Source organism: Polaromonas sp. JS666 (assembly GCF_000013865.1).
Lineage (GTDB): Bacteria > Pseudomonadota > Gammaproteobacteria > Burkholderiales > Burkholderiaceae_C > Polaromonas.
Window position 1 is genome coordinate 2,053,453 of the sequence record NC_007948.1, and the last position, 25,215, is coordinate 2,078,667.

Genomic DNA, 25,215 nt, shown 5'->3' on the forward strand with positions numbered 1-25,215 from the left:
ATCATTGTTGTGAGCATGTTCAGATTTGCGGCGTCTGTTGCGGCCTGCCTGCTGGCATTCAATGCGCACGCCGCGCTTTTCGAAGACGATGAGGCGCGCAGGGCCATCCTGGATTTGCGGCAAAAAGTCGACGCTTCGCAGCAGCGCACGGCTGATGACCTGCGCAGGGCCAATGATGACAATGCCCAGTTGCGTCGCAGCCTGCTTGAGCTTTCCAACCAGATCGAGGCCCTGCGCAACGAGATGGCCGGCATGCGCGGACAGAACGAGAGGCTGGCCCGGGACGTTGCCGATATTCAGCGCAACCAGAAGGACATTACGCAGGGCGTTGACGAGCGGCTGCGAAAGTTTGAACCCACCAAGATATCCGTGGACGGCAAGGAGTTTGTGGCGGAGCCGGCTGAAAAGCAGGAGTTCGAGGCGGCGCTTGCCACCTTGCGCAAAGGTGACTTTGCTGCCGCTCAAACCAGTTTTGTGGCCTTCATGAAACGCTACCCGCAAAGCGGCTACACCTCTTCGGCGCTGTTCTGGCTGGGTAATGCCCAGTACGCTTTGCGCAACTATCGGGATGCGGTGGCCAATTTCCGCACCCTGGTGACACTCGAACCCGGTCACATGCGTGCGCCGGAAGCGCTGTTGTCGATGGCCAATTGCCAGGTTGAACTCAAGGATGTCAAGTCAGCGCGCAAGACGCTGGAAGACCTCGTCAAGGCCTATCCGCAATCAGAAGCCGCGTCGGTTGCCAAGGAGCGCCTGGTTCGGCTCAAGTAGCCCCCACGGACTTTGGGTCGCCTGGCGGCCGGTCCGGCTGTTTTTCGTTCCCACTTAAAATTCGGGGATGGATACTTCCGGATCTGCCGTGCTCGGCACCCTCACCACCCAGGTTCTCTGGTCTGGTTTCATTCTCTCGATGCTGTTTGGTGCCATTGCGCAGCGTACCCACTTTTGCACCATGGGCGCTGTCAGCGACATCGTGAACATGGGGGACTGGACGCGCATGCGCATGTGGGGCATGGCGATCGGTGTGGCCATGATCGGTTTCTTCGGGATGGCTGCCGCGGGCCTCATTGACCCGGCTAAAACGCTGTACGCGTCCAACCGCTTTATCTGGCTCTCCGCGCTCATCGGCGGCGCCATGTTCGGTTTCGGCATGGCCCTGTCTTCCGGATGCGGCAGCAAGACACTGGTGCGGATCGGGGGCGGCAGTCTCAAATCGCTGGTGGTTTTCACCGTCATGGGCATCGCCGCTTTTGCGACGCTCAAAGGCATTACCGCTGTGGTTCGCGTGGCCACGATAGACAGAGTGGCCGTCGAGTTCACGGCCAATGCAGCTGTGCCCACCTGGGTGGCCGGCGCGTTCGGTGTGGCGCCTGCTGTGGCTGGCCTGGGGCTGGCCCTGCTGATTGGCTTGAGCCTGATTGTCTGGGCATTGCGCGGCGCAGATTTCCGCCGTCTCGACCCGCTGTTGGGCGGTCTGGGCATCGGTGCCGTCATCGCCGGCATGTGGTGGGTCAGTGGCGGCCTTGGTTATGTGGCCGAGCATCCTGACACCCTGCAGGAGGCCTTTATCGCCACCAACTCCGGCAGGGCTGAAGCCCTGAGCTTTGTCTCGCCGGTGGCTTACACGCTGGACTGGCTCATGTTTTTCAGCGACAAGAGCAAGGTCCTCACGCTGGGCATCGTGTCGGTGTTCGGCGTCGTGGTGGGCTCTGCCGTGTATTCGCTGTTTTCGCGCAACTTTCGCTGGGAAGGTTTCCGTGATGTGCGGGACACCGCCAACCATCTGGCAGGTGCCATCTTGATGGGGGTGGGGGGCGTGTGCGCCATGGGCTGCACGGTGGGGCAGGGCCTGTCGGGAATCTCGACGCTGAGTGCCACGAGTTTTGTCGCACTGGCTGCCATATTGGCTGGTTGCGCGGGCGGACTGAAGTACCAGATCTGGCAGCTTGAGCGCTCGCTCTGAACCCCATTCCTGGCCCGCACCATGACATCTGGCACTGTACTGTTTCCGCCCGACCTTGAGCGACGTTTCAGTGGCCTCGCGCGACTGTATGGCGTTGCTGGCGCCCGGCGCATTCGTGAAGCGCATATTGTGGTGGTGGGCCTGGGCGGGGTGGGCTCGTGGGCTGCTGAAGCGGCCGCCCGCAGCGGTGTGGCCCGCCTGACACTGATTGATTTTGACCACATCGCTGAATCCAACATCAACCGCCAGGTGCATGCGCTCGACAGCACGCTGGGGCAGGCCAAGGTCCTGGCAATGCGCGATCGCATCGCCGCCATCCATCCCGCCTGCCAGGTGGATTGCATCGAGGAGTTTGTCGATGAAAGCAATTGGCCAGGTCTTCTTGCGCTGGACAGCAGCTTCGACGGCAAGCAACTGGCCGTGATCGACGCATGTGACCAGGTGAGGGCCAAAACAGCCATGGCCGCCTGGGCCATCAGGAGTCGGACCACCCTGATCAGCGTGGGCGCCGCAGGCGGCAAGCGGCTCGCGCACCGTGTCGACATTGAAGACCTGTCGCTGGTCACGCACGACCCCTTGCTGGCGCAGCTGCGCTACCGCCTGCGCAAGCAGCATGGCGCATCCCGCAAGGGCAAGATCGGCGTGGCCTGTGTTTTCAGCCGTGAGCCGGTGCTGCAGCCTGCAGCCGTGAACTCGCTGGATGAGCAGGAAGACAGCAACGCAGAAGCGCTGGCAATGCAGTGCGATGCGCCCCTGCAGGGCGTCACGCAGAGTGACGGCAGCCTCAACTGCCACGGCTATGGATCGGTTGTCAGCGTCACATCCACCTTCGGGCTTTGCGCGACCGGCTGGGTACTCAGCAAAATTGCTGGGTAGTTTGCAAAGAGCTAAAAAATGACGCTATAATTTGAGGCTGTGCTGCACTAAACGCAGCATGACCAGGAGAAATCCTCGGGGCCTTAGCTCAGTTGGTAGAGCAGCGGACTTTTAATCCGTTTGTCGTGGGTTCGACCCCCGCAGGCCCCACCAGATACGCCAATACAGGCACTGAAAAGCCCGCTACTGAAAAGATAGCGGGCTTTTTTATTGGCGCTTGCATGGTTGAGGACCGGACACTTCGGACTTCAGTGCCCGTCCGGCCCCGCTGACCGTCCAGCCAGGCGTTCAGGTGCAGGCAAACAGCCAATCGGCGGTGCATTGCCGCACGAACTCCATTGGATGTGAGGCCTTCTTGAGCTGCCTTGCGAGGGGGCATGGATAAAAACACATTCCAATTATTTACATGGTCTTTTTGGATGATGAAGCCTAGTGTCTATCCGGTATCCATGCGGCCCCGTGACCGACACGGTTTGCCATCGGGGTACAGAAATTCCTCCACCCCCTTCAGGAGAAAGCCATGTCCCATGCTCATCACCCGCATCTGTTCTCCCACGAATGGATTGAACTGCACCCCACGTTTGTATTGATCATCAAGAGGATTGGCGTGCCGCTCGGCATCGGGGTTGCGCTTGCACTGGCCGCCCTGTTTGTGACCAGGCTCGAGGAGGAACTGAATGCACCGCTGAAATTTGGTGGCGCGACCCTGGAGCATGCCGCCCTGTCTGTGCTGCCGGCCAGCACGGGCTATCTGCCTGACCAGTTTTATCGGGAGCAGAAAGAAGCTCCGGCCGCAGAGTTGCCGCCCCAGTTTTAGTGGTTCTCACCTTGCCTTGTGGCCACCAAGGTCTTGCCTGAATTGGGTTTTTTCACTATAACTGGCAATGGCGGCCAGTCCGCTTTTTGCATTTCGCCCGGATAGACGCCATTCAATACCGAACTACGCCTTCATCCGAGCCTTACCATCATTTGCTTGATGAGGAGGTTGAAATGACACGCAAATATATTGATTGCCGGGAATTTCCCAGTGACATGAATTGCACGGTAGCGCTGGCTGCCGATTCCGACAAGGAACTGCTGGAGGCCGCGGTGCAGCATGCGGTGGCCATCCATCAGCATCAGGACACGCCGGAATTGCGCACACAGCTGCAGCAATTGTTCAAGGTCGGCACGCCGCCTGTTGAGGCCCCGGCCAAGTAAGCTACGGAGTCGCGTTGCCCTCTCCTGCGGGGCCGGTGGTTGCGGTCTGCGTCTTCGGAGCAATGCGCCCGCGCTCAAGTAGCGCTACGCACGACCTGTGCGGGGATTACTTTGTGCTGGCGGTATCTCAACGGAAGATGCTTCCTGGCATGGCGTTATCCCGCATCTGTCAGCCATGCGCACGGCCTCGGGCTGCTGCCGGGTGATCCGGCGTTACGACGCGTGAACCCGCTGCCGGCGGGTGCGCGCAGCGGTGGATGGGGGCGGTGGCGGCAACAGCCCGGCGGTCTGGGCCACCCGCACGCAGTCGCGGATGTGCTCCTCGCCAAAATAGCGGATGGCTGCATAGCCTATCGCGGCTGAGATGGCCTGACCCGCCAGGGGCACGAACTTCGCGACCTGTTTACTCGTCAGCCTGACACCCACGCTGCTCGCCGCCTTGATCACCAGATCGCGGCTGATGAATTTTCCGATCAGCACCGAACCCACCATGGCAACTGCCTTCTGGACTTGCTCCCGCTTGCTGGGATTGAGTTGATCCAGTTGTGCAGGTGTCAGGGCAAACTCCGCGTTGATCTCCGGGATCAGCCGTGACAGCAGGGCCGCATCGACGGCCCAGTCGAGGCCGGGAACGGGCACTGCGCTGGCAACCGCGGCAACCATGGCACGCCGGTTCAGCAACTGGCGGCTGCGTTTGACAGCGAGCTCCAGGGCGGCATCGCTGGAGGCCTTGTTGAGAAGGGAAGCAGCAGGCATTTCAGGACCCTTTCAAACAGGTGAAAAGTCGATGGGTGCCGGAGCGACCACTTTACACCGTGGCAGTCTCGATCTGCTCGGTCAGTTCCAGCCAGCGTTCTTCCAGCGTGCCTATTTCACTGTCAATGGCCTTGAGTCGCTTGCCGGCCTGGGCGATTTCTGCCGGTGCGGTGATGGTGGTCAGGGCGGTTTGCAGGCTGTCGCGCTCGGTGTTCAGGGACTGCAGCCGGCTGTCTATCTTGTCCAGTTCCTTGCGCAGCGGTTTGGTGACGTCGGATTGCTGCTGGCGGCGCTGGGCTTCGTCTTTTTTACCGGATGACTTTTTGGCATCGGAACCGGCTTTGGCTCCGGTTGAATTTACGTTCCCAGCTATGGGTTTGGTAGCGCTGGTGCTGGTGGCAGTCGCCGGTGCAGCCGCACTGCTGGTCGACTTTTTAGCCTCTTCGCGCTGTCGCTTGGCTTCATCGAGCAGGTAGCGCTGGTAGTCGTCGAGGTCGCCGTCAAACGGGGCCACGCCGCCGCGCGAGACCATCCAGAACTCGTCGCACACGGCTCGCAGCAGCGCACGGTCGTGGCTGACCAGCATCACAGTGCCTTCAAACTCGTTGAGCGCCATCGACAGCGCTTCGCGCGTGGCCAGGTCCAGGTGGTTGGTCGGTTCATCGAGCAGCAACAGGTTGGGGCGCTGCCAGACGATCATGCACAGCACCAGGCGGGCTTTTTCGCCGCCGCTCATGCTGCCCACGGCCTGCTTGACCATGTCGCCGCCAAAGTTGAAGTTGCCCAGAAAGCTGCGCAGGTCCTGCTCGCGCGTGGCCTGGCCGCTGATCTTGCCGGCGGCAGTCACCTCTTTGACCAGGCGGATCATGTGCTCCAGCGGGTTGTCGGCCGGGCGCAGCACGTCCAGTTCCTGCTGGGCAAAGTAGCCGATGTTCAGGCCCTTGCCTTCGGTCATCTCTCCTTGAATAGGTGCCAGCGCGCGTGCGATGGTTTTGACCACGGTCGATTTGCCCTGGCCGTTGGCGCCCAGAATGCCGATGCGCTGGCCGGCCAGCACCGATTTGCTGACGTTTTGCACGATGACGGTAGGCGGAGTGCCCTCCGGTGCATCTGCTGGCGGCGGATAGCCGAAGTAGACGTTCTGCATGGACAGCATGGGGTTAGGCAGGTTGGCCGGCTCCTTGAACTCGAAGGTGAAGTCGGCTTCAGCCAGCAGCGGCGCGATTTTCTCCATGCGGTCCAGTGCCTTGACCCGGCTTTGCGCCTGCTTGGCCTTGCTGGCCTTGGCCTTGAAGCGCGCAATGAATTTCTGCAGGTGGGCGATCTTGTCCTGCTGCTTGGCAAAAGCGGTCTGCTGCAAGGCCATCTGTTCCGAACGCAGGTCTTCAAACTTGCTGTAGTTGCCGCCGTAGCGTGTGAGTTTGGCGTTTTCAATGTGCACCGTGACATCGGTTACCGCATCCAGAAACTCCCGGTCATGGCTGATGACCAGCATGGTGCCCTGGTAGCGCTTGAGCCAGGCCTCCAGCCAGACCAGCGCGTCCAGGTCCAGGTGGTTTGTCGGTTCGTCCAGCAGCAGCAGGTCTGACGGGCACATCAGGGCGCGCGCCAGCTGCAGGCGCATGCGCCAGCCGCCCGAGAAGCTGTTGACGGGGTTGTCGAGCTCGCTGACCTTGAAGCCCAGGCCCAAAATCAGGGCCTGCGCGCGTGCCTGGGCGTCGTGCGCGCCCGCGTCGTAGAGCTCCATATAAGCGTGGGCCATGCGGTCGCCGTCGCCGCTGGCCTCGGAGGCCTCCACTTCAGCCTGCGCAGCCAGCAGGACCACGTCACCTTCAACCACGTAGCTGGTGGCGCTTTGCTCTGTCTCAGGCATGTCCTGCGCGACCTGGGACATGCGCCACTGTGCCGGGATGGTGTATTCACCGCCGTCTTCATGCAGCGTGCCGTTGAGCATCGCAAACAGCGAGGACTTTCCCGCGCCATTGCGGCCCACCAGGCCGATTTTTTCGCCGGGGTTGAGACTGACAGAGGCGCTGTCGAGGATAACTTTGGCGCCGCGACGCAGCACCACGTTTTTAAGGGTAATCATTTAAACCACTGACTCTAGATCCAACAGGATCAGAAAAATTATTCGGGCGGCACGCTGCACACCCATCGATCCAGGCGCAAATTCCGGGCCAGCGCTTCAGGCCAACTGTTCGCGCGTGAGAATCATCACCTGGTCACTCCCGGCACTGGTTTCAAACCAGAGCGGTTCAAGGTGAGGAAAGGCGCGTTCAAAATTCCCGCGCTCGTTGCCAATTTCCAGCACCAGGACGGCATTTTCGCTCATATGGCGGGCGGCGTTGAGAAAAAGGCTTCTGATGAAGTCCATCCCGTCGGCGCCACCGGCCAGCGCCAGCCCCGGTTCAGCCCGGAATTCAGCCGGCAGGGCTGCCATGCTGGCGGCATTGACATAGGGTGGGTTGCACAAAATCAGATCGTAAGGACCGGGGCAGGCGGCCAGCCCATCGGACTCGATCAGCGTGATGCGCTGCTGCAGCTGGTGCCTGTCCACATTGATGCGGGCCACCGCCAGCGCATCCGGGCTGATATCGGCGGCATCGACCGTGACCTCGGGGTAGGTCATGGCCGCCAGCACCGCCAGGCTGCCATTGCCGGTGCACAAATCCAGCACGCGGCGGGTGTTCTCGTCCAGCCAGGGGTCGATGCTGGCGTCGACCAGCAACTCGGCAATGAGGGAGCGCGGAATGATCACGCGCTCGTCGACATAAAAGGGAATGCCCATCAGCCAGGCTTCGCGGGTGAGGTAGGCAGCGGGTTTGCGGCTGCTGATGCGCGCTTCGAAAAGCATGGCTACCTGCTCAATATCTGCGGGGGCTACCACCTTGTTTTCCACCGAATCCAGGTCGTCCAGCGGCAGGCCCAGCTTCCACAGCACCAGCCAGGCGGCTTCATCAAAGGCATTGGTCGTGCCGTGCCCAAAGCCGTCCGAAAAGCTCAGCCCTGCGGCTTCCAGCCGGGCGGCCATCTGCTCGATCAGCGCGAGTACCGTCACAGGCGTTGCCGAACTCATGGTGAGGACGTCGAATCAGCCACTGCGGCCAGACCTGACGCACCTGCCATGCCGCTTATGCCAGCCAGCCGTTCCAGGACACCCTTGTAGATGTTTTTGAGCGGGTCGAGCGAGCTCACGTCCACACACTCGTTGATCTTGTGAATGGTTGCATTGAGCGGGCCAAATTCGATGACCTGCGGGCAGACCTTGGCGATGAACCGGCCGTCGCTGGTGCCGCCGGTTGTCGACAGCTCGGTGTCCAGGCCCGTTTCCGCGTGAATCGCGCCGCGTACCGCGTTGACCAGCTCACCCGGCGTGGTCAGAAAAGGCAGGCCGCCCACCGTCCATTTCAGGTCGTAGTCGAGTTCGTGCTGGTCCAGGATTGCCTGCAGGCGCTGCTGCAGGTTCTCGGGCGTGGATTCCGTGCAGAACCGGAAGTTGAAATCCACCACCAGTTCGCCCGGAATCACGTTGGAGGCGCCGGTGCCGCCATGCATGTTGGACACCTGCCAGCTGGTGGCGGGAAAGAAAGCGTTGCCCTGGTCCCACTCGGTGGCCACCAGTTGGGCAAGGGCGGGTGCAAACAGGTGAACCGGGTTCCTGGCCAGGTGAGGGTAGGCGATATGGCCCTGCACCCCCTTGATGGTCAGCTTGCCGCTCATGGTGCCGCGGCGGCCGTTCTTGATCATGTCGCCGAGATGGCTGACGGAAGTAGGCTCGCCCACGATGCAGTAGTCCAGCACTTCGCCGCGCGCCTTCAGTTGCTTGCACACCACCACGGTTCCGTCGGTCGCCGGACCTTCTTCGTCGCTGGTGAGCAGGAAGGCAATTGACAGCCCCGGCTGCGGGTGGGCTGCCAGAAACTCCTCGACCGCAACGACCATGGCGGCAATCGACGTTTTCATGTCGGCGGCACCGCGGCCGTACAGCACGCCGTTGCGATGGCTGGGCGTGAACGGGTGGCTGTGCCACTGCTCCAGCGGGCCGGTGGGCACCACGTCGGTGTGACCCGCGAAAACCAGCGTCTTGATGGGCGTCGTATGGGCTTCACCCTCATTTGCTGCTGATTTGGTAGCTGACTGCCCCCGGTTTTCCTGGGCCAGAGGGTTAAAACCTTCGCGTTTTGCCCACAGGTTGACAACCCGGAAGCTGTCGGGGCCGCTGTCCATGCGCTCACACACAAAGCCCAGCGCGCCCAGCCTGGCGGAAAGGAGGTCGATGCAGCCCTCGTCGAGCGGTGTGACAGACGGCCGGGAAATCAGTTGTTCGGTGAGGCGAAGGGTAGCTGACATAGAAAAGGTTGACGGGCCCGCGCTCAGAGCGAGCCGAAGCCCGTGGTGCCGTATTTCGAGCCGTGGTGAACGTCGAGGGTGATCTCCGTGAACGAGGCCTCGTCATCCGGCTCTTCTTCGGCCTCCTTCGCCTTGTCCTTGGCAGCCCCGGCAAAGTCGTTCTCAAGGCGCCACATCAGGTTGGTTGGCGAATCCGCATGCAAAATGCCTTCCTTGCGGGTAACGGTGCCTTCCACGATCATCCGGGCGATGTCCTGTTCAAAGGTTTGCGAGCCCTCGGCCATGGATTTCTCCATGGCCTCCTTGACCCCCGAGAAGTCGCCTTTTTCGATCAGCTCGGATACCAGCTTGGTGTTGAGCATGACTTCCACTGCCGGCGAGCGGTTGCCGTCCTGGGTACGCAGCAGCCGCTGCGACACGATCGCCTTCAGGGCTGCGGCCAGGTCGCCCAGCATGGTGGGGCGAACCTCCACCGGGTAAAAGCTCAGGATGCGGTTCAGCGCCTGGTAGCTGTTGTTGGCGTGCATGGTCGCCAGGCACAAATGGCCCGACTGCGCATAGGCAATGGCGGACGACATGGTTTCGCGGTCGCGGATTTCACCGATCAGAATCACATCAGGCGCCTGGCGTAGCGCGTTTCGCAGTGCCACCTGCAGGGATTGGGTGTCACTGCCCACCTCGCGCTGGTTGACCACCGATTTCTTGTTGGTGAACAGGAATTCAACCGGGTCTTCAATGGTCAGGATGTGGCCCAGCGTGGTTTCGTTGCGGTGGTCCATCATGGCTGCCAGCGTGGTGCTCTTTCCCGCGCCGGTGGAGCCCACCATCAGCAGCAGGCCGCGTTTTTCCATGATCAGGCTGGACAGGATGGCCGGCACGTTCAGGCTGTCCAGTGCAGGGATTTCGTTCGGAATGAAGCGGATCACCGCCGCATAGGTGCTGCGCTGCCGGAAGCCGCTGATGCGGAAATTGCCCAGGCCGGCAATCGGCAGCGCCATGTTGAGCTCGCCCACTTCCTCGAGTTCTTCGATCCGCTCGGGCGGCAGCACTTCGGCCAGCAGGTTGCGCGGCGCGTCGGGCGGCAGGATCTGGGCATTGATGGGAATGGCCTGGCCGTTGATCTTGATGAGGGCGGGCGAATGAGCCGACAGGTAAACATCCGATGCTTTTTTATCCGCCATCAAACGAAGGATCCTCTCCATCGTGCTCATAGTCCTGCCTTCAGTCATGATCAATTATCCTTTCAGGTCTTCAGTCAAATCAATCACGCAGCAGGTCGTTCAGGCTGGTCGTGGCGCGCGTCTTGGCATCCACCCGCTTGACGATCACGGCGCAGTACAGGCTGTACTTGCCACCGGCCTTGGGCAGGTTGCCCGACACCACGACGGAGCCGGCCGGGATGCGGCCGTAGGTGACGGTGTCCGCTTCACGGTCATAGATCGGCGTGCTCTGGCCGATGTAAACACCCATGGAAATCACCGAGTTTTCCTCAACAATCACGCCTTCAACCACCTCGGAGCGCGCGCCAATAAAGCAGTTGTCTTCAATGATGGTCGGGTTGGCCTGCAGCGGCTCCAGCACGCCGCCCAGTCCCACGCCACCGGAGAGGTGCACATTGTTGCCGACCTGCGCGCAGCTGCCCACGGTGGCCCAGGTGTCGACCATGGTGCCTTCGCCGACCCAGGCGCCGATGTTCACGTAGCTGGGCATCAAGATCGCGCCCTTGGCGATGTAGCTGCCGCGGCGGGCGACGGCGGGGGGCACCACGCGCACGCCGGTAGCGCGCATCTCATCTTCACTCAGGTGCGCAAACTTGGTTTGAACCTTGTCAAAAAAGCCGAGGTCACCAGCGCGCATGAGCTGGTTGTCCTTGAGGCGAAAGCTCAAAAGCACCGCCTTCTTGATCCATTGGTGCGTGGTCCACTGGCCTACGCCTTCGCGGGTGGCGACGCGCAGCTTGCCGCTGTTGAGCTGGGCAATGGTGTGCTCAACCGCTTCCAGCACCTCTTTGGGGGCTGATTTGGGCGACAGGTTGGCGCGATCTTCCCAGGCCGCGTCAATCGTGTTCTGGAGGGCGCTTTGCAGGTTGTCTTGTGTCATGGAGTGAGTCTTCGTTAGGGTTTTTCAGCGAGCTTTGGATTGAATGAACTGAACGATGCGCTCCGCGGCTTCCACGCATTCGGCAGTTTCCGCCACCAGTGCCATGCGGATTCTGCCGGCGCCGGGGTTATGGCCTTGGGCATCGCGCGCCAGGTAACTGCCCGGCAACACCACGACATTGTAAAGAGCGAGCAGCTCGCGCGAGAATTCGGTGTCGGAACCCCTGAATATGTCAGGTATGCCGGCCCACAGGTAAAAACCGGCATCAGGCAGGGCCACTTCCATCACAGAGGCCAGCAGGGGCGTGACCCGGGCAAATTTTTCGCGGTACAGGGCCCGGTTTTCCACCACATGCTGCTCGTCGTTCCAGGCCGCAATGCTGGCGGCCTGCACCACCGGGCTCATGGCACTGCCGTGGTAGGTGCGGTAGAGCAAAAAAGGCTTGATCAGCGCCGCGTCGCCCGCCACAAAGCCGCTGCGCAGGCCCGGCACATTGCTGCGCTTGGACAGGCTGGTCAGCGAAATCAGGTTTTTGAAGTCATGCCGGCCCAATTGCGCCGCGGCCTGCAGCCCGCCCAGCGGCGCCCCTCCAGCGTCACCTTCGCGGAAGTAGATTTCGCTGTAGCACTCGTCCGAGGCGATCACAAAGCCGTACCGGTCGCTCAGCTTGAACAGCAGTTCCCACTCCGCCAGCGACATCACCGCGCCGGTAGGGTTGCCGGGCGAGCAGACAAACACCAGCTGGGTCTTGGCCCATACGGTCTCCGGCACGCCCGCCCAGTCCACCGCAAAATTCCGTGCCGGGTCGCTGGGCGCAAACCAGGTCTGCGCGCCGCCCAGCAGCGCGGCGCCTTCGTAGATTTGGTAAAAAGGATTGGGACAGACCACGGTGGCGCCCGGCTTGCTGGCGTCCAGCACCGTCTGCGCCAGTGAAAAAAGCGCTTCCCGCGAGCCGTTCACGGGCAGGATTTGCGTGGCCGGGTCAATCGACAGGCCATAGCGGCGGGCCAGCCAGTCGCTCATGGCCTGGCGCAATTTGGGCTCGCCCAGCGTACCGGGGTAGCTCGCCAGGCCACTCAGGCTGGCCGTCAGTGCATCCTTGACGAGTTGCGGCGTCGCATGCCGGGGCTCGCCGATACCCAGGCTGATGGGCCGGTAGGCGGGGTTGGGGGTGACGCCGGCGTGCAATTGGCGCAGACGCTCAAAAGGATAGGGCTGGAGGCGGGAAAGCAGGGGATTCATGCCCCAGATTATCCAGCCTTGGCGTGGGGAAGGGGATTGTGTTGTGTCCGAGGCGCGCCAGACGTCCGCTTGAAGCCGGTTGAATGCACGCGACCGGTTGAGGGTGCCGCAGACCATAATCCGGAACTGTTCGAGAAACCGAGTCAACAGGACACCCATGCGCCTTCGCCACATCGAGGTCTTCAATGCCATCATGCTCACCGGCAGTGTCAGCGGCGCGGCGCGGCTGATCAATGTCACCCAGCCGGCCGTCAGCCGTGTCCTGCAGCATGCGGAACTGCAGCTTGGTTTCTCGCTCTTTCAGCGCAGCAAGGGCCGGCTCATCCCAACTTCCGAGGCGCTCACCCTGTACCCGCACATCGAGCGGCTGTTTGCGCAGCTCGATGAGGTGCAGCGTCTGGCGGCTAACCTCAGGACGGGCGAGAGTGCCCGGGAGTTGCGCATCCTGACCGTGCTGGCGCTGAGCTACGAAATCCTGCCGCACACCATCAAGCTGTTTCGCGTCAGGCATCCGGATGTGGCCATCACGGTCAAGGCCCTGCATTCGCCGCAAATTGTTTCGGCATTGGCGTTGCAGGAGGGGGATGTCGGCTTTTTGTTCAGCCCGGTAGTGCATTCAGCGCTGGCGCAGGAGCATCTGGCCGATGGCCGCATGGTCTGTATCGCGCCCAAAGGCATGCTGACCGCGCGCCTGATCAAACGCGGCAGCGTTACGCTGGCTGATTTGACCAAGGTGCCCGTCATCGGACTCGATGTGCTGGACCCGGTGGGCCGCAGCCTGAACCAGGCTTGTCGTGAGGCCGGGGTGGGGCTGGAGTTTTCCATTACCGTGCAGACCTATCACTCGGCGCTGGCCCTGGCGCACCACGGGCTCGGCATTGCCGTGGTGGACACCTGCACGGCGGTATCCGCCGATCTGTCGCGCGTGGATGTGTTGGCGCTGGAGCCCCTGATTCCGGTGCCCATCAAGGCTGTGCTGCCCGCGGGCAAGCCAGGCTCGGTCGTGGTGCGGGCGTTTGTGCGCTGCCTTCAGCAGGCATTGGCCCGGACAGTCTGAACGGGCTCCCGTTGTCCGCGCGGTGTCGTTCTCAGTCATGCTCAGGGGGTAAGGAGTCAGGGGCTCAGCAAGCGGTTGATGCGCTGCGCCGAACCAAATGCCAGCGTAAAGCCCAGTGCGCCGTGGCCCGTGTTGAATAGCAGGTTGCGAGGGCCTTTGGCGTGCTTGCCGATGATGGGCAAGCCGGTGGGCGTCGCCGGGCGCATGCCGGCCCAGGGGCTCAGGTCCGCCAACGCGTTGCATTGCGGGAAAAGCATTTGGGTCGTGGCCTTCAGTGAGGCGATCTGGGCGGGGCAAACCGCGGTGTCATAGCCCGACAGCTCAGCCATGCCCGCCACCCGCAGGCGCGAGCCAATGCGCGCAAACACCACTTTGCGGGCACTGTCCGTGACGCTCACGGACGGTGCCGCGTGTGGCTCGTCGCCTACCTCCACCGTGATGCTGTAGCCCTTGAGCGGGTAGACGGGAAGGTGCACACCGAGCGTGCGGGCCAGGCGCGGGGAGTGGGCGCCCAGCGCCATCACATACTGGTCGGCCTCTACCGGGCCTTGCGGCGTGGCCGCAGCCACCACCGATCCACCGCGCAGCACCAAGTGCTCAATGGGCGAGCCGAGTAAAAACCGCACACCCTGGCGGCGCAGCACAGCCAGCAGCGCACGGCAGGTTTTCAGGCAGTCGGCGGCGCATTCACTGGGCGTGTAGATGGCGCCGGCAATGTGCCGGTGGCGGCTTGCCAGCGCAGGCTCGATCTCCACGCAGCGGTCGGCGCCCACGGCTTCCTGCCTGCTGCCCAACTCGCGCTGCAGCAGCATTTGCCGGTGCGCGGCCGCGAACGACGGCTGGTCCGGATACAGCACCAGCTTGCCGGTGGTGGAAAAATCGCAGTCCAGTTGCTCCTCGTTCATCATGGCATCGAAGGTCTGCCGGCTGAGCGCCGCCAGTTCGAGCAGCCGGGCCGTGGTGCTGCGCGACGTGCTGCCCTTGCATGCGGCCAGAAACTGCGCGCCCCACAGCCATTGCCGTGGGTCCAGGCGGGGACGCAGCTTCAGCGGCGAAGTGGGCGAGAGCAGCAGGTTGGGGAGTTGCCGCCAGATGCCCGGATCAGCCAGCGGCTGAACGTAGGAATAACTCAGTTGCGCACCGTTGCCGCCGCTGGCGCCGCTGCCCGGATCGGCACGGTCAAGCACCGTGACCTCGTGGCCGGCGCGGCGCAAGCTGTAGGCCGTGGCCAGTCCGACGATTCCCGCACCGAGCACGCAGACATGCATGAAAGTCCTTTTGCTTTTGGAAAGAGCGTCACTTTACGCAGCGCTGGCAGGTTTGAACAATGCTGAATTCACCACCGCCCATGACCTGTGGTTATGCCCGTGGGCCCGACGCACCGGAATGGGTAAACCATGAGTTTTTGGCATGGGTTTGCCGTGAAAATGAATGGCACGCATCCTGCTCATGTTCCTACACTGGCAATGCCTTCTTCCTGAAATTCCCAACTCCCTGCTCCCGAAAGGACTCGCATGAAATTCTCGACCCTCATGACCGCCGTGCTGCTGACCGCAGGCCTGGCCGCCACCGCCAGCGCGCAGACGCTGAAAAAAGTGGCCGACAGCAACAAGATTACCGTGTCTTACCGCGAGGCGTCGGTGCCTTTCAGCTACCTGATTGGTTCGACCAAGGCGGTGGGCTTTTCGGTCGAGCTGACCGAAGCCATCATTGACGACGTGCGCAAGAAGGTCAAAAAGCCCAATCTGGAAGTGGCCTACATGCCCGTGACGTCCCAGAACCGTATCCCGCTGCTGGTCAACGGAACCTACGACCTGGAGTGCGGCTCGACGACGAACAATTCGGCGCGCGGCAAGGACGTGGCTTTCTCCATCAACATGTTTTACACCGGCACGCGCCTTCTGACCAAGAAGACCTCGGGCGTCAAGAACTACGCCGACCTGACCAAGAAAACCGTTGCGAGTACCACAGGCACCACGAACGCCCAGGTGATTCGCAAGTACAACACTGAAAAAAACCTGGACATGCAGCTGATCCTCGGCAAGGACCATGACGACTCGCTGCTTCTGGTGGAAAGCGATCGCGCCATGGCTTTCGCCATGGACGACATCCTGCTGTTCGGCCTGATGGCCAACTCCAAGAACCCGGCTGCCTTGCAGGTGGTGGGTGACTCGCTGCAGGTTGAGCCCTATGCCTGCATGCTGCGCAAGGACGACCCGGAGTTCAAGAAACTGGTGGATGGGACCATTACGCGCCTGATGAAGTCCGGCGAATTCACGAAGCTGTATGCCAAGTGGTTCGAGTCACCCATGCCTCCAAAAGGCACGAACCTCGGCCTGCCCATGAGTCAGCAGCTCAAGGACAACCTGAAGGCGATGAGCGACAAGCCTGCCACGTAATTCCGAATTCCGGCGAGGCGGGGTTCGCATCATGCCTTGCTGACCGCGCTGTGCTGGCCTCGCGCAAGGCCGCACAGCCCTCACATCAAACAACAAGTCGGGTTTCAGCCCCACCGGCCAAGCCGGGGGCCTTGGCGCGAGCATGCGCGCCGGTTTTCCAGGGGCGGCACCACATCATGAACGGGCTTATGCACAAGACAAGGGTTGTAGGTATTCTGGGCGGCATGGGGCCGGCCGCCGGCGCGGACTTCGCCCGGCTGTTTGTACAGGCCTGCGCGGACCGCATGCGCGAGCAGGGTATCCCGGTGTCGGACCAGGCATTTCCCGAGCACTGGCTGGCGCAGGTGCCGGTGCCGGACCGCAGCACGGCTCTCGAATCGCCCGGCCCGGGCGGGCACCAGCCGCTGGACCCGATGCTGCAGGCCATGGGCAAGCTGGCCGCGTTGGGAGCCTCCACGGTGGCGGTGGCCTGCAACACGGCGCATGCCTGGCATGCTGAACTGCAAGAGCGCTTTCCGCAGCTCGAAGTGCTGCATGTGGCACGCGAAGTGGCCCAGGCACTCGCCAGCCGCGGTGTGCGTGAAGTGGGCTTGCTGGCCACAGAAGGTACCTACCGCGCCGGGCTGTATGACCAGGCGCTGCGCCAGGCCGGACTGCAATGCCACATTCCGCTGGCCGAAGAACGCGAGCGCTTGATGGACGGTATCTACCACGGCGTCAAGGTGGGCAACATGGCGCTGGCCCGAGACTGCTTTGCCAGCGTGGCCCAGGCGCTCGCCCGGCGGCACGGGCTGTCGACGCTGGTGCTGGGGTGTACGGAAATTCCGCTGGCGCTCGGCGCTGTTCCGGAAATGGATGAGCTGGATCTGGTGGACCCGGCGGCCTTGCTGGCGCGGGCGCTGGCGCAACGGGCCTATGCGGTGCTTACCTGAATGCTCGCATAGCCGGAAAAATATAGCGAAGCAACAGTGCCTGCCCCGTGAGGCGGGCATTGGGCATCTGCAGGACTCGAAAAGCGCCAGCGTAAAACCGGACGCAACAGTCCATTCTTCGCCGCCCGGTGGCAGCGACCTCAGGCAATTGCTGATCTGGTGTTGAAACATTTGTGCTGTATATTATGAGAAATTGATTCAAATGTTTCATGACCGCCTCTTCCCTGTTTGCCAAAGTCCCGCTTGACGGCCTGAGTCCGGAGCTGCTGCGTGCCGCGCGCTGGATTGAAGCGCATCCGCGCGAGGTGGCGCTGCATTCGATGCGCGAATGTGCGCGCCGTGCCGGGCTGGCGCCAGCGACGCTGACCCGCCTTTCACAGGCGCTGGGGTTCAACGGTTTTGACGCGATCAAAAATCTTTGCCAGGAGTCTTTTGCGGCGCAGGCGGGTTACGCCGGGCGGGCCGAAGTTTTGCAGGCCAGCGCGCGGCACAGCAAGGACTGGCTGGCGGTCTTGAATGAAACCCAGCACGCCAACACGGCGTCTATCGGCGGGCTGAACCAGCGCGGGCAGCTGGAGGCCGCGGCCGATGCAATGCTTAAAGCCCGACGCATCTATTTTCTGGGTCTGCGCGCCAGCCACGGCCTGGCGCTGCACCTGCACTACACCTATGGTTTGTTGGCGTCCAACGGGGTTCTGGTGCAGGGGCTGGGCGGCACGCTGAGCGACCAGATCGGCGAGATGGGCCGCGGTGATCTGCTGGTCGCGATGTCGCTGGCGCCCTACACCCGGCAGACGGTGGATGCCGTTGCGCAGGCGCTGGGGCAGGGTGTCGACCTGATGGTGCTGACCGACAGCGCACTGTCGCCGATTGCCCGCTCAGCAGCCCATACCTTGCTGTTCCGTGCCGACAGCCCTTCGTATTTCCAGTCCATGGTCGGTGCGCTGGCGCTGGCCGAAGCACTGGCCGCCGCCGTGGCGGTGCGCGGCGGCCGCAAGGTGCTGGCGCGCCTGCAGTCCCGGCAAAACCGGCTGGACAACGAGGGCGCCTACTGGGACAAGCTGGCCGACAAGCCGGTGCCCGTCCATCCATTGAGTTTCCCGGCGAGGAAATGAGTTTTATGGCCACAGTTCCTACCCATGTATTTCACCGGAACTTGCAGAACACGCCACCGGTGGCGGTCAGCGGGCAGGGTGTTTACCTGACCGATGCACAAGGCAAAAGGTATATCGACGCTTCCGGCGGCGCAGCGGTGTCGTGCCTGGGGCATGGGCATCCGGACGTGCTGGCCGCCATGCATGCGCAGATCGACAAGCTGGCTTATGCGCACACCAGTTTTTTCACCACCGAAGTGGCCGAAGCCCTGGCCGACAAGCTGATCCAGACGGCACCGCAAGGCATGAGCCATGTGTATTTCGTCAGCGGCGGCTCGGAGGCGATGGAGGCTGCCCTCAAAATGGCGCGCCAGTATTTTGTCGAGATCGGCCAGCCGCAGCGTCAGCACTTCATCGCGCGCCGGCAGAGCTACCACGGCAATACCCTGGGTGCGCTGGCCATTGGCGGCAACCCCTGGCGGCGCGAGCCGTTTGCCCCCATCCTGATAGAGGCCACCCATCTGTCGCCCTGCTACCCCTACCGCGAGCAGCAGGCCGGCGAGACGCCCGGGCAGTATGGCTTGCGTCTGGCACAGGAGCTGGAGCAGGCTATTTTTGAAAAAGGCGCGGACCGTGTGATTGCCTTTGTTGCGGAAACCGTGGGTGGCGCAACCGCCGGCGTGTTGGCGCCCGTGCCCGGCTACTTCAAGGCGGTGCGCGAGGTCTGCGACCGCTACGGCGTGTTGCTGATACTCGATGAAGTCATGTGCGGTATGGGCCGCACCGGCACATTACATGCCTGCGAGCAGGAGGGTGTGCTGCCCGATCTGCTGGCGGTGGCCAAGGGGCTGGGCGGTGGTTACCAGCCGATTGGTGCGGTGCTGGCTCAGGCCAACATTGTCGATGCGATGCGTGATGGTTCCGGCTTTTTTCAGCACGGCCACACCTACCTGGGTCACGCGGTAGCGTGTGCGGCGGCGCTGGCCGTGCAGCAGGTGATTGAGCGGGACCAACTGCTGGCGCAGGTGCGTGTGCGCGGCGGGTTTTTGCAGCAGCTGATGCGCAGCAACTGGGGCGAACATCCCCATGTGGGGGACATCCGGGGGCGCGGCCTGTTCTGGGGCATCGAGCTGGTGCAGGAGCGTGCCAGCAAGACACCGTTTGACCCGGCACGCAAGCTGCATGCACGGATCAAGCAGGAGGCGATGGCGCGTGGCTTGATGGTTTACCCGATGGGCGGCACCGTTGATGGTCGTTATGGTGATCATGTTTTGCTGGCGCCGCCTTTCATTGCCAGCGAAGCGGAACTGACCATGATGGTTGAGCGCCTGGGTTCGGCGATGGATGCCGCGATAGCGGCAGCGTAAAGATTTTTTTACAACCTGGAGAACTGAAATGAGCAAGAAGTTCGCATTGAGCGCATTGAGCGCCTTGAGCACATCGGGCGCCGCGAGTGTCGCAAGTATTGGAATTGCGATGATCGCTGCCCTGATGTCTGCGCCGGCATTTGCCCAGCAGAAGTTTGTCACCATAGGCACCGGTGGCGTGACGGGTGTGTATTACGCGGCGGGCGGCGCCATTTGCCGCCTGGTCAACAAGGACCGCGCCAAACACGGCATCCGCTGCTCGGTCGAGTCCACCGGGGGTTCGGTGTTCAACGTCAACACCATCAAGGCCGGCGAGCTTGATTTCGGTTTTTCGCAGTCGGACGTGCAGTACAACGCCGTGAAGGGTACAGGCCAGTACAAGGATGCTGGCGCCTACGGCGATTTGCGCGCCGTGTTTGCGGTACACCCCGAACCCTTCACCGTGGTCGCCCGCAAGGAGGCCAACATCACGAAGTTCGAGGACTTCAAGGGCAAACGTTTCAACGTCGGCAACCCTGGTTCGGGTACGCGTTCCTCGATGGAGGAATTGCTGGTAGGGATGGGCTGGAAGCTCGGCGATTTTTCGCTGGCCTCCGAGCTGAAGGCCGATGAGCACGGCCCGGCCCTGTGCGACGGCAAGATCGACGGGTTCTATTACGCGGTGGGCCACCCCAGCGCCAATATCCAGGACCCGACCACTACCTGCGGCGCCAAGCTGGTGTCGCTCACCGGTCCGGTGATTGACAAGCTGGTGGCCGACAAGCCTTATTACGCCAAGGTCACGATTCCCGCCGGCCTGTACCCCAACAACCCGCAGCCCACCATGACCTACGGTGTGCTGGCCACGGTCGTCACCTCCAGCAAGACACCGGCCGAAACCGTTTACCAGGTGACCAAGGCCTTGTTTGACAACTTCGACGAGTTCAAAAAACTGCACCCGGCGCTGGCCAACCTCAACCCGCAGAACATGATCAAAGATGGCCTGAGCGCACCGCTGCATGAAGGTGCTGTGCGCTACTACAAGGAAAAAGGCTGGATCAAATAAATTCCTTCCGATGTCAACGAGCCGGGCCGGGAGCGTCATGTCTCCTGGCCTTTTTTAATAGAAGAATAAAGACGGTATGGAAGGGCGGTGATGGCGCAACTCGAAAAATACTCCCCCGAAAAACTCGATCAACTCGTCAAGGAAGTTGACCTGGGCGGGCGTGAGCCCGGCGGCAAGATCGGGCTGGGTCTGGCCGCTCTTGCGGCGGCGTGGTCACTGTTCCAGGTCTGGTATGCCTCGCCGCTGCCCTTTATCTTCGGCTTCGGCATTCTGAACGACACCGAGGCACGCGCCATCCATCTTGCATTTGCGATTTTTCTGGCCTTCTGCGCCTTTCCCGCCTTCAACCATTCGTCGCGCACCATCATTCCCTGGTCGGACTGGTTGCTCGCGCTGGTGGGTGCTTTTTGCGGTGCCTACCTTTTTCTGTTTTACAACCAGTTGGCGCTGCGGCCGGGCTCGCCGACGACGATGGACATCGTGATCGGCGTGACCGGCGTAGCCGTCATGCTGGAGGCGACGCGCCGGGCCATGGGCTTTGGCATGCTGGTGACCACGGGCCTGTTCATGGCCTTCGTGTTCCTCGGCCCCTACATGCCCGAGGTGTTGCAACACCGCGGTGCTTCGCTGTCGCGCTTCATCTCGCACATGTGGCTGACCACCGAGGGCGTCTACGGTGTGGCGCTGGGTGTGTCGGTGCAATTCATTTTCCTGTTTGTGTTGTTTGGCACCTTGCTGGACATTGCCGGCGCCGGCAATTACATGCTGCAGGTGTCGCTGGCCACCTTGGGTCACCTGCGCGGCGGCCCGGCCAAGGTGGCGGTGGTGTCGTCGGCGCTCAATGGCATTGTGTCCGGCTCGTCGGTGTCCAACGTGGTGTCGGGCGGCATCTTCACCATCCCGCTGATGAAGCGCACCGGCTACTCGGGCGTCAAGGCCGGCGCCATCGAAGCGGCCTCCTCGATCAACGGACAGATCATGCCGCCGGTGATGGGCGCGGCGGCTTTCCTGATGGTTGAGTACGTGGGGATTCCGTACGCTGAGATCATCAAACACGCAGCGCTGCCGGCCGTCATTTCTTATGTGGCCTTGTTTTACATCGTGCATCTGGAGGCGCTGAAATATGACCTGAAGCCGCTGGTGCGTGAGCGCCAGCCCACCTGGCGCCAGCGTGTGCTGGGCTGGGCGCTTGGCCTGTCGGGTACCGCAGTGGCTGTCGCGGCTGTTTACTACGCTATCACCGCCGTGCAGGCGGTGGCGGGAGGTATGGCGGGCTGGGCCCTGGCTGTGCTGGCCGGCGCGGCTTATATCGTGCTGATGGCGTATTCGTCGCGGTACCCGGGCATCGCCATCGACGACCCGCTGGCGCCGGATATCAAGCTGCCGCTGCCCTGGCCGACGGTGCGCGCCGGCTTGCACTTTTTCATTCCCATCGTGGTGCTGCTGTGGTGCCTGATGGTTGAAGAACTGTCACCCGGCCTGTCTGCCTTCTGGGCCACCGCCACCGTCATGGTGATGGTGGTGTTGCAGCCTTTCATGCTGTCCGTCTTCCGCCCGAATGCCACAGCGGAGGTCGTGGCCTCCTCGGGCCAGGCAGAAGCGATGGCGTTCGCGTTGCAGCGCCAGAACCATGTGGTCAGCGCCTTGCAGCGCGGCGTAGCCGACCTGTGGCGCGGCCTGGTGCTGGGCGCGCGCAACATGATAGGCATCGGCGTGGCCTGCGCCAGTGCCGGCCTGATTGTCGGCGTCATCACGCTGACCGGCATGGGGCTGATGATGACCGACTTTGTCGAGTTGGTGTCGGCCGGCAATGTGCTGGTTATGTTGCTGCTGACGGCGCTGATCTGCCTGATCATCGGCGCCGGTGTGCCGACCACGGCCAACTACATTCTGGTGGCTACCCTGATGGCGCCGGTGATTGTGGAACTGGGCGGACGCAGCGGGTTGGTGATTCCGCTGATCGCCGTGCACCTGTTCGTTTTTTACTTCGGCATCCTGGCCGACGTGACGCCGCCGGTGGGGCTGGCGTCTTACGCCGCCGCGGCGATCTCCGGCGACGACCCGAATGCCACCGGCTGGCAGGCCACCTGGTACAGCCTGCGCACCACCGTCCTGCCTTTCGTGTTCATCTTCAACCCGCAGATTTTGCTGATCGGCCTGGGCTCATGGGTCGATGTGGTGCTGGTGTGTGTGACGGGCGTGGCTGCGTCATTGCTGTTTGCCGCGGCCACGATGAAATGGTTTCGCACCCGCTGCACCTGGCCGGAAGTTGCCATGCTGCTGCTGGCGACCTTCCTGTTCTTCCGACCTGACTGGGTGATTAACCAGTTCTCGCCCAAATACGTCAAGGCACCGGCCGCTGACATTTACAAGGTGGCTGATGGGCTGCATGCGGATGAATGGCTGGTGGTGGGCATTGCCGGCCAGACGCTGGACGGCGAGCCACTCACCAAAACAGTGGCGTTGCCGATGGGCGAGGGCGCCACGGGCAGGGAACGCCTGCGCGATGGCGGCGTGACGCTCAGCCAGCTGGGGCCCGACCTGGAGGTGGCGGCGGTCAAGTTTGGCAGCCGCGCGAAAAAGCTGGGTGTGGAGCAGGGCTACAAGCTGGTCGAGCTGAAGCTGCCGAACCCGGCCCGGCCCTCATCGCATTGGGTGTTCATCCCGGCCGCGCTGCTGGGCTGGCTGGTGTGGTGGTTGCAGGGGCTGAGGCTGCGCCGGGGCAGGGGGTTGGCACCCGCATGAGCGCCGCCGGGCTGTCAGCCAAGTCAAGCGCAGGACTGGTCCGCGCCCCGCTGGCGCAAACAGCCACAAAACATGGCATCAGGTCTTGTTGTCCGGGTTCAGCGAGGCGCTCCAGCGGTCGCCCCAGCCGCGCCGGGCGTCATCCAGCTCGCGCCGCCCGCGCTTGGTGGGCCGGCCATGCTCGATCGACCGGGCGGGGTCGGGTGCATAGCGGCGTTGCTCGGCCGTTTGCTCGCGGGCTTTGACGCTGTCGGCCGTTTCCTCGTAGAGCCGCTGCGCCACTGGTGCCGGGCCGCGCTGGCCGCTGATGCCGCGCACCACCAGCGTGCGCGTCACCGGGCCTTGCCGCAAGTTCACGGTGTCGCCCACCTTGACCTCGCGGGCCGGTTTGGCTTCCTGGTCATTGATATGCACACGGCCCTTGTCGATCTCTTCAACCGCCAGGGAGCGGGTCTTGTAGAAACGGGCGGCCCACAGCCACTTGTCGATGCGTAATTTATCCATCACTGGTGATTTTGGACCCGCTGGACCGGTTTTCAAGGGTTCAAGCCCCCGGATACGGGTTTTCCTTCAGTCGCCCACGCCCGCCATGCCAGGACGACGCGGCGCGCCGGCACCTGGCACCTGTCTTGAGTCGCCGACGGGAGCCTACACGGCCAGCGGCAGCCGAACCGTGGCATCCAGCCCCGTTACCTGGCCGTGCACCACGCGGTTCTCGAGGGAGATGGTGCCGCCCAGCGCCTCGGTGATTTCCTTGCAAATGGCCAGGCCCAGCCCCGAGCCGTGGCGCACATTGCCGGCTGAAAAAGGCTGGTACAGGCGCGCCGACAGCTCGGCTGAAATCCCGGGGCCGCCGTCGCTGATGGTGAGGGCCGCATGCGTGGCATCGCGCACGATGCGCACGGCCAGTGTGCCGCCGGCCGGTGTGTGCTTGGTGGCGTTGTGAAGCAGGTTGCGTGACAACTCGCCCAGCATCCACTCGTGCGACAGGATGGGGGCGCAAACCGTTTCAATTTCAAAGTCGATGTCTTTTTCGGCAATCAGCGGTGAAATGTCCAGCGCCACGGAGCGTACGACCTGCGCCAGGTCGATGACCTGCAGGTCGGCCTGCTGGCGCAACTGCTCGACTTTGGCCAGCGCCAGCATCTGGTTGGCCAGCAGGGTGGCGCGGTCCACCGTCTGGTTGATTTCATCCAGCGCTTCACGCGCGTCCATGTCACCGCGCAACGCAGACTGCACCTGCACCTTGAGCACAGCCAGCGGCGTGCGCAACTGGTGGGCGGCGTCGCGCACAAAGCGTTTCTGGTGCTCCAGCAGGTGTTGCAGGCGGCCCATCACCTCATTGGTTGCGTCGACCAGCGGTTGCAGTTCGCGCGGCGCATCGGGTGCGGCGATGGCGGTCAGGTCGCCTTCCGGCCGGGCCTGCAATTGGGCGCTGAGCCGGCGCACCGGGCGGGTGGCGCGCTGCACCACGATCACGGCCACCAGGGCAATCACGGCCAGCAGAACGGCCTGCCGCCAGAGCGTATCGATCAGGATCTTGCGCGCCAGCGTCGTGCGCAGCTCCAGCGTTTCGGCCACCTGGATGACAGCCATGGCACGCCCATTGGAGCTCGCCACCGGTTGGAGCAGCACCGCCACGCGCACGGGGTCTTCCAGAAAAACGTCGTCGTAAAAATCCACCAGCGCGGAGTAGGGTGGCTTGGCCGGGATGCGGCCCCGCCAGAACGGCAATTGCGCAAAGCCCGAGACCATTTCGCCATTCAGGCTGGATACCCGGTAGAACATGCGGCTCTGGTTGTCGGCCTCGAACGCTTCAAGCGCGGCGTAGGGAACCGTCACGCGCAGCTCGGACTGCTCGTCGTAGCCCGACACATCAAGCTGCTCGCTGATGGATTTGGCCGATGCCAGCAGGGTGCGGTCGTAGGCTGTGTTGACGGCGGCCAGCGCCTGCTGGTAAAGGCTGGCGGTGTTCACCACCACCAGCAGGCCGACAGGCAGCAGGATGCCCATCAGCAAATAGCGGCGCAGGGACATGGCCCCCGCGCTTGAGGATGTAGCCCCCACGCTCGCCACTGCGTGTGCTTCG

General features: G+C 62.7%; 22 protein-coding genes and 1 tRNA gene. 13 read left to right on the plus strand and 10 right to left on the minus strand.

All coding sequences use genetic code 11. The annotated features are described in order from the left end of the window. Positions 1 to 15 precede the first annotated feature (15 nt). The 6 genes from ybgF to BPRO_RS09885 all read left to right on the plus strand — a co-directional run bounded on the left by ybgF (position 16) and on the right by BPRO_RS09885 (position 4,039). The gene (ybgF, locus tag BPRO_RS09860; protein WP_049764099.1) at positions 16 to 771 is read left to right on the plus strand and encodes a tol-pal system protein YbgF; all 756 of its coding nucleotides are present in this window, start codon (positions 16 to 18) and stop codon (positions 769 to 771) included. Positions 772 to 838: 67 nt separating this feature from the next. Continuing rightward, complete coding sequence (locus BPRO_RS09865) at positions 839 to 1,963, plus strand: YeeE/YedE family protein (RefSeq protein WP_011482916.1); 1,125 nt, start codon at positions 839 to 841, stop codon at positions 1,961 to 1,963. A 21-nt stretch (positions 1,964 to 1,984) separates the two neighbouring features. Next, positions 1,985 to 2,839, plus strand: a complete 855-nt coding sequence (locus BPRO_RS09870) for a tRNA threonylcarbamoyladenosine dehydratase (protein WP_011482917.1) — start codon at positions 1,985 to 1,987, stop codon at positions 2,837 to 2,839. 77 nt (positions 2,840 to 2,916) lie between these two features. Further along, positions 2,917 to 2,992 (plus strand) — tRNA-Lys (locus BPRO_RS09875). Positions 2,993 to 3,359: 367 nt separating this feature from the next. Continuing rightward, positions 3,360 to 3,656, plus strand: coding sequence for a hypothetical protein (locus BPRO_RS09880; protein ID WP_011482918.1), 297 nt, complete (start codon positions 3,360 to 3,362; stop codon positions 3,654 to 3,656). A gap of 173 nt (positions 3,657 to 3,829) precedes the next feature. Continuing rightward, entirely contained in the window at positions 3,830 to 4,039 is a 210-nt protein-coding gene (locus BPRO_RS09885) for a DUF1059 domain-containing protein (RefSeq protein ID WP_011482919.1), read from the plus strand. Between the two features lie 213 nt (positions 4,040 to 4,252). Here the strand turns inward: BPRO_RS09885 and BPRO_RS09890 are convergent, their stop codons facing one another. The 7 genes from BPRO_RS09890 to dapC all read right to left on the minus strand — a co-directional run bounded on the left by BPRO_RS09890 (position 4,253) and on the right by dapC (position 12,487). Further along, complete coding sequence (locus BPRO_RS09890; RefSeq protein WP_011482920.1) at positions 4,253 to 4,795, minus strand: hypothetical protein; 543 nt, start codon at positions 4,793 to 4,795, stop codon at positions 4,253 to 4,255. Between the two features lie 52 nt (positions 4,796 to 4,847). Then, positions 4,848 to 6,884, minus strand: a complete 2,037-nt coding sequence (locus tag BPRO_RS09895; protein WP_011482921.1) for an ABC-F family ATP-binding cassette domain-containing protein — start codon at positions 6,882 to 6,884, stop codon at positions 4,848 to 4,850. A gap of 96 nt (positions 6,885 to 6,980) precedes the next feature. Continuing rightward, positions 6,981 to 7,871 (minus strand): 50S ribosomal protein L3 N(5)-glutamine methyltransferase, encoded by an 891-nt coding sequence (gene prmB, locus BPRO_RS09900; RefSeq protein WP_011482922.1) that lies wholly within the window; start codon positions 7,869 to 7,871, stop codon positions 6,981 to 6,983. Next, on the minus strand, positions 7,868 to 9,145 hold the full coding sequence (dapE, locus tag BPRO_RS09905; protein ID WP_011482923.1) for a succinyl-diaminopimelate desuccinylase: 1,278 nt from the start codon (positions 9,143 to 9,145) through the stop codon (positions 7,868 to 7,870). The genes prmB and dapE overlap by 4 nt, the downstream gene beginning before the upstream one ends. Before the next feature lie 23 nt (positions 9,146 to 9,168). Then, the gene (locus BPRO_RS09910; RefSeq protein ID WP_049764100.1) at positions 9,169 to 10,356 is read right to left on the minus strand and encodes a PilT/PilU family type 4a pilus ATPase; all 1,188 of its coding nucleotides are present in this window, start codon (positions 10,354 to 10,356) and stop codon (positions 9,169 to 9,171) included. 49 nt (positions 10,357 to 10,405) lie between these two features. Beyond that, positions 10,406 to 11,245, minus strand: coding sequence for a 2,3,4,5-tetrahydropyridine-2,6-dicarboxylate N-succinyltransferase (gene dapD, locus BPRO_RS09915; RefSeq protein WP_011482925.1), 840 nt, complete (start codon positions 11,243 to 11,245; stop codon positions 10,406 to 10,408). A 24-nt stretch (positions 11,246 to 11,269) separates the two neighbouring features. Continuing rightward, entirely contained in the window at positions 11,270 to 12,487 is a 1,218-nt protein-coding gene (gene dapC, locus BPRO_RS09920; protein ID WP_011482926.1) for a succinyldiaminopimelate transaminase, read from the minus strand. A gap of 157 nt (positions 12,488 to 12,644) precedes the next feature. Here dapC and BPRO_RS09925 point away from each other — a divergent pair, with 157 nt between their 5' ends. Further along, positions 12,645 to 13,544: a LysR family transcriptional regulator gene (locus BPRO_RS09925; protein WP_011482927.1), complete on the plus strand. Its 900-nt coding sequence runs from the start codon at positions 12,645 to 12,647 to the stop codon at positions 13,542 to 13,544. Positions 13,545 to 13,600: 56 nt separating this feature from the next. Here the strand turns inward: BPRO_RS09925 and BPRO_RS09930 are convergent, their stop codons facing one another. Beyond that, entirely contained in the window at positions 13,601 to 14,812 is a 1,212-nt protein-coding gene (locus tag BPRO_RS09930) for a D-amino acid dehydrogenase (protein ID WP_011482928.1), read from the minus strand. Between the two features lie 246 nt (positions 14,813 to 15,058). Here BPRO_RS09930 and BPRO_RS09935 point away from each other — a divergent pair, with 246 nt between their 5' ends. The 6 genes from BPRO_RS09935 (at position 15,059) to BPRO_RS09960 (ending at position 23,126) form a co-directional block, all read left to right on the plus strand. Next, positions 15,059 to 15,943: a transporter substrate-binding domain-containing protein gene (locus BPRO_RS09935; protein WP_011482929.1), complete on the plus strand. Its 885-nt coding sequence runs from the start codon at positions 15,059 to 15,061 to the stop codon at positions 15,941 to 15,943. Between the two features lie 188 nt (positions 15,944 to 16,131). Further along, complete coding sequence (locus tag BPRO_RS09940; RefSeq protein WP_041388693.1) at positions 16,132 to 16,875, plus strand: aspartate/glutamate racemase family protein; 744 nt, start codon at positions 16,132 to 16,134, stop codon at positions 16,873 to 16,875. Positions 16,876 to 17,084: 209 nt separating this feature from the next. Continuing rightward, positions 17,085 to 17,990: a MurR/RpiR family transcriptional regulator gene (locus BPRO_RS09945; RefSeq protein WP_011482931.1), complete on the plus strand. Its 906-nt coding sequence runs from the start codon at positions 17,085 to 17,087 to the stop codon at positions 17,988 to 17,990. A 5-nt stretch (positions 17,991 to 17,995) separates the two neighbouring features. Then, complete coding sequence (locus BPRO_RS09950) at positions 17,996 to 19,336, plus strand: aspartate aminotransferase family protein (RefSeq protein WP_011482932.1); 1,341 nt, start codon at positions 17,996 to 17,998, stop codon at positions 19,334 to 19,336. Between the two features lie 109 nt (positions 19,337 to 19,445). Further along, positions 19,446 to 20,381, plus strand: coding sequence for a TAXI family TRAP transporter solute-binding subunit (locus tag BPRO_RS09955; RefSeq protein WP_049764101.1), 936 nt, complete (start codon positions 19,446 to 19,448; stop codon positions 20,379 to 20,381). Between the two features lie 90 nt (positions 20,382 to 20,471). Then, positions 20,472 to 23,126 carry a TRAP transporter permease gene (locus tag BPRO_RS09960; protein ID WP_011482934.1) on the plus strand — a complete coding sequence of 885 codons (2,655 nt, stop codon included), beginning with the start codon at positions 20,472 to 20,474 and terminating at the stop codon, positions 23,124 to 23,126. Positions 23,127 to 23,204: 78 nt separating this feature from the next. On the opposite strand, the gene BPRO_RS09965 is transcribed toward BPRO_RS09960, so the two are convergent. Further along, positions 23,205 to 23,630, minus strand: coding sequence for an RNA-binding S4 domain-containing protein (locus BPRO_RS09965; protein ID WP_041388695.1), 426 nt, complete (start codon positions 23,628 to 23,630; stop codon positions 23,205 to 23,207). A 144-nt stretch (positions 23,631 to 23,774) separates the two neighbouring features. Beyond that, the gene (locus BPRO_RS09970; RefSeq protein ID WP_011482936.1) at positions 23,775 to 25,163 is read right to left on the minus strand and encodes a sensor histidine kinase; all 1,389 of its coding nucleotides are present in this window, start codon (positions 25,161 to 25,163) and stop codon (positions 23,775 to 23,777) included. Between the last annotated feature and the right edge of the window lie 52 nt (positions 25,164 to 25,215).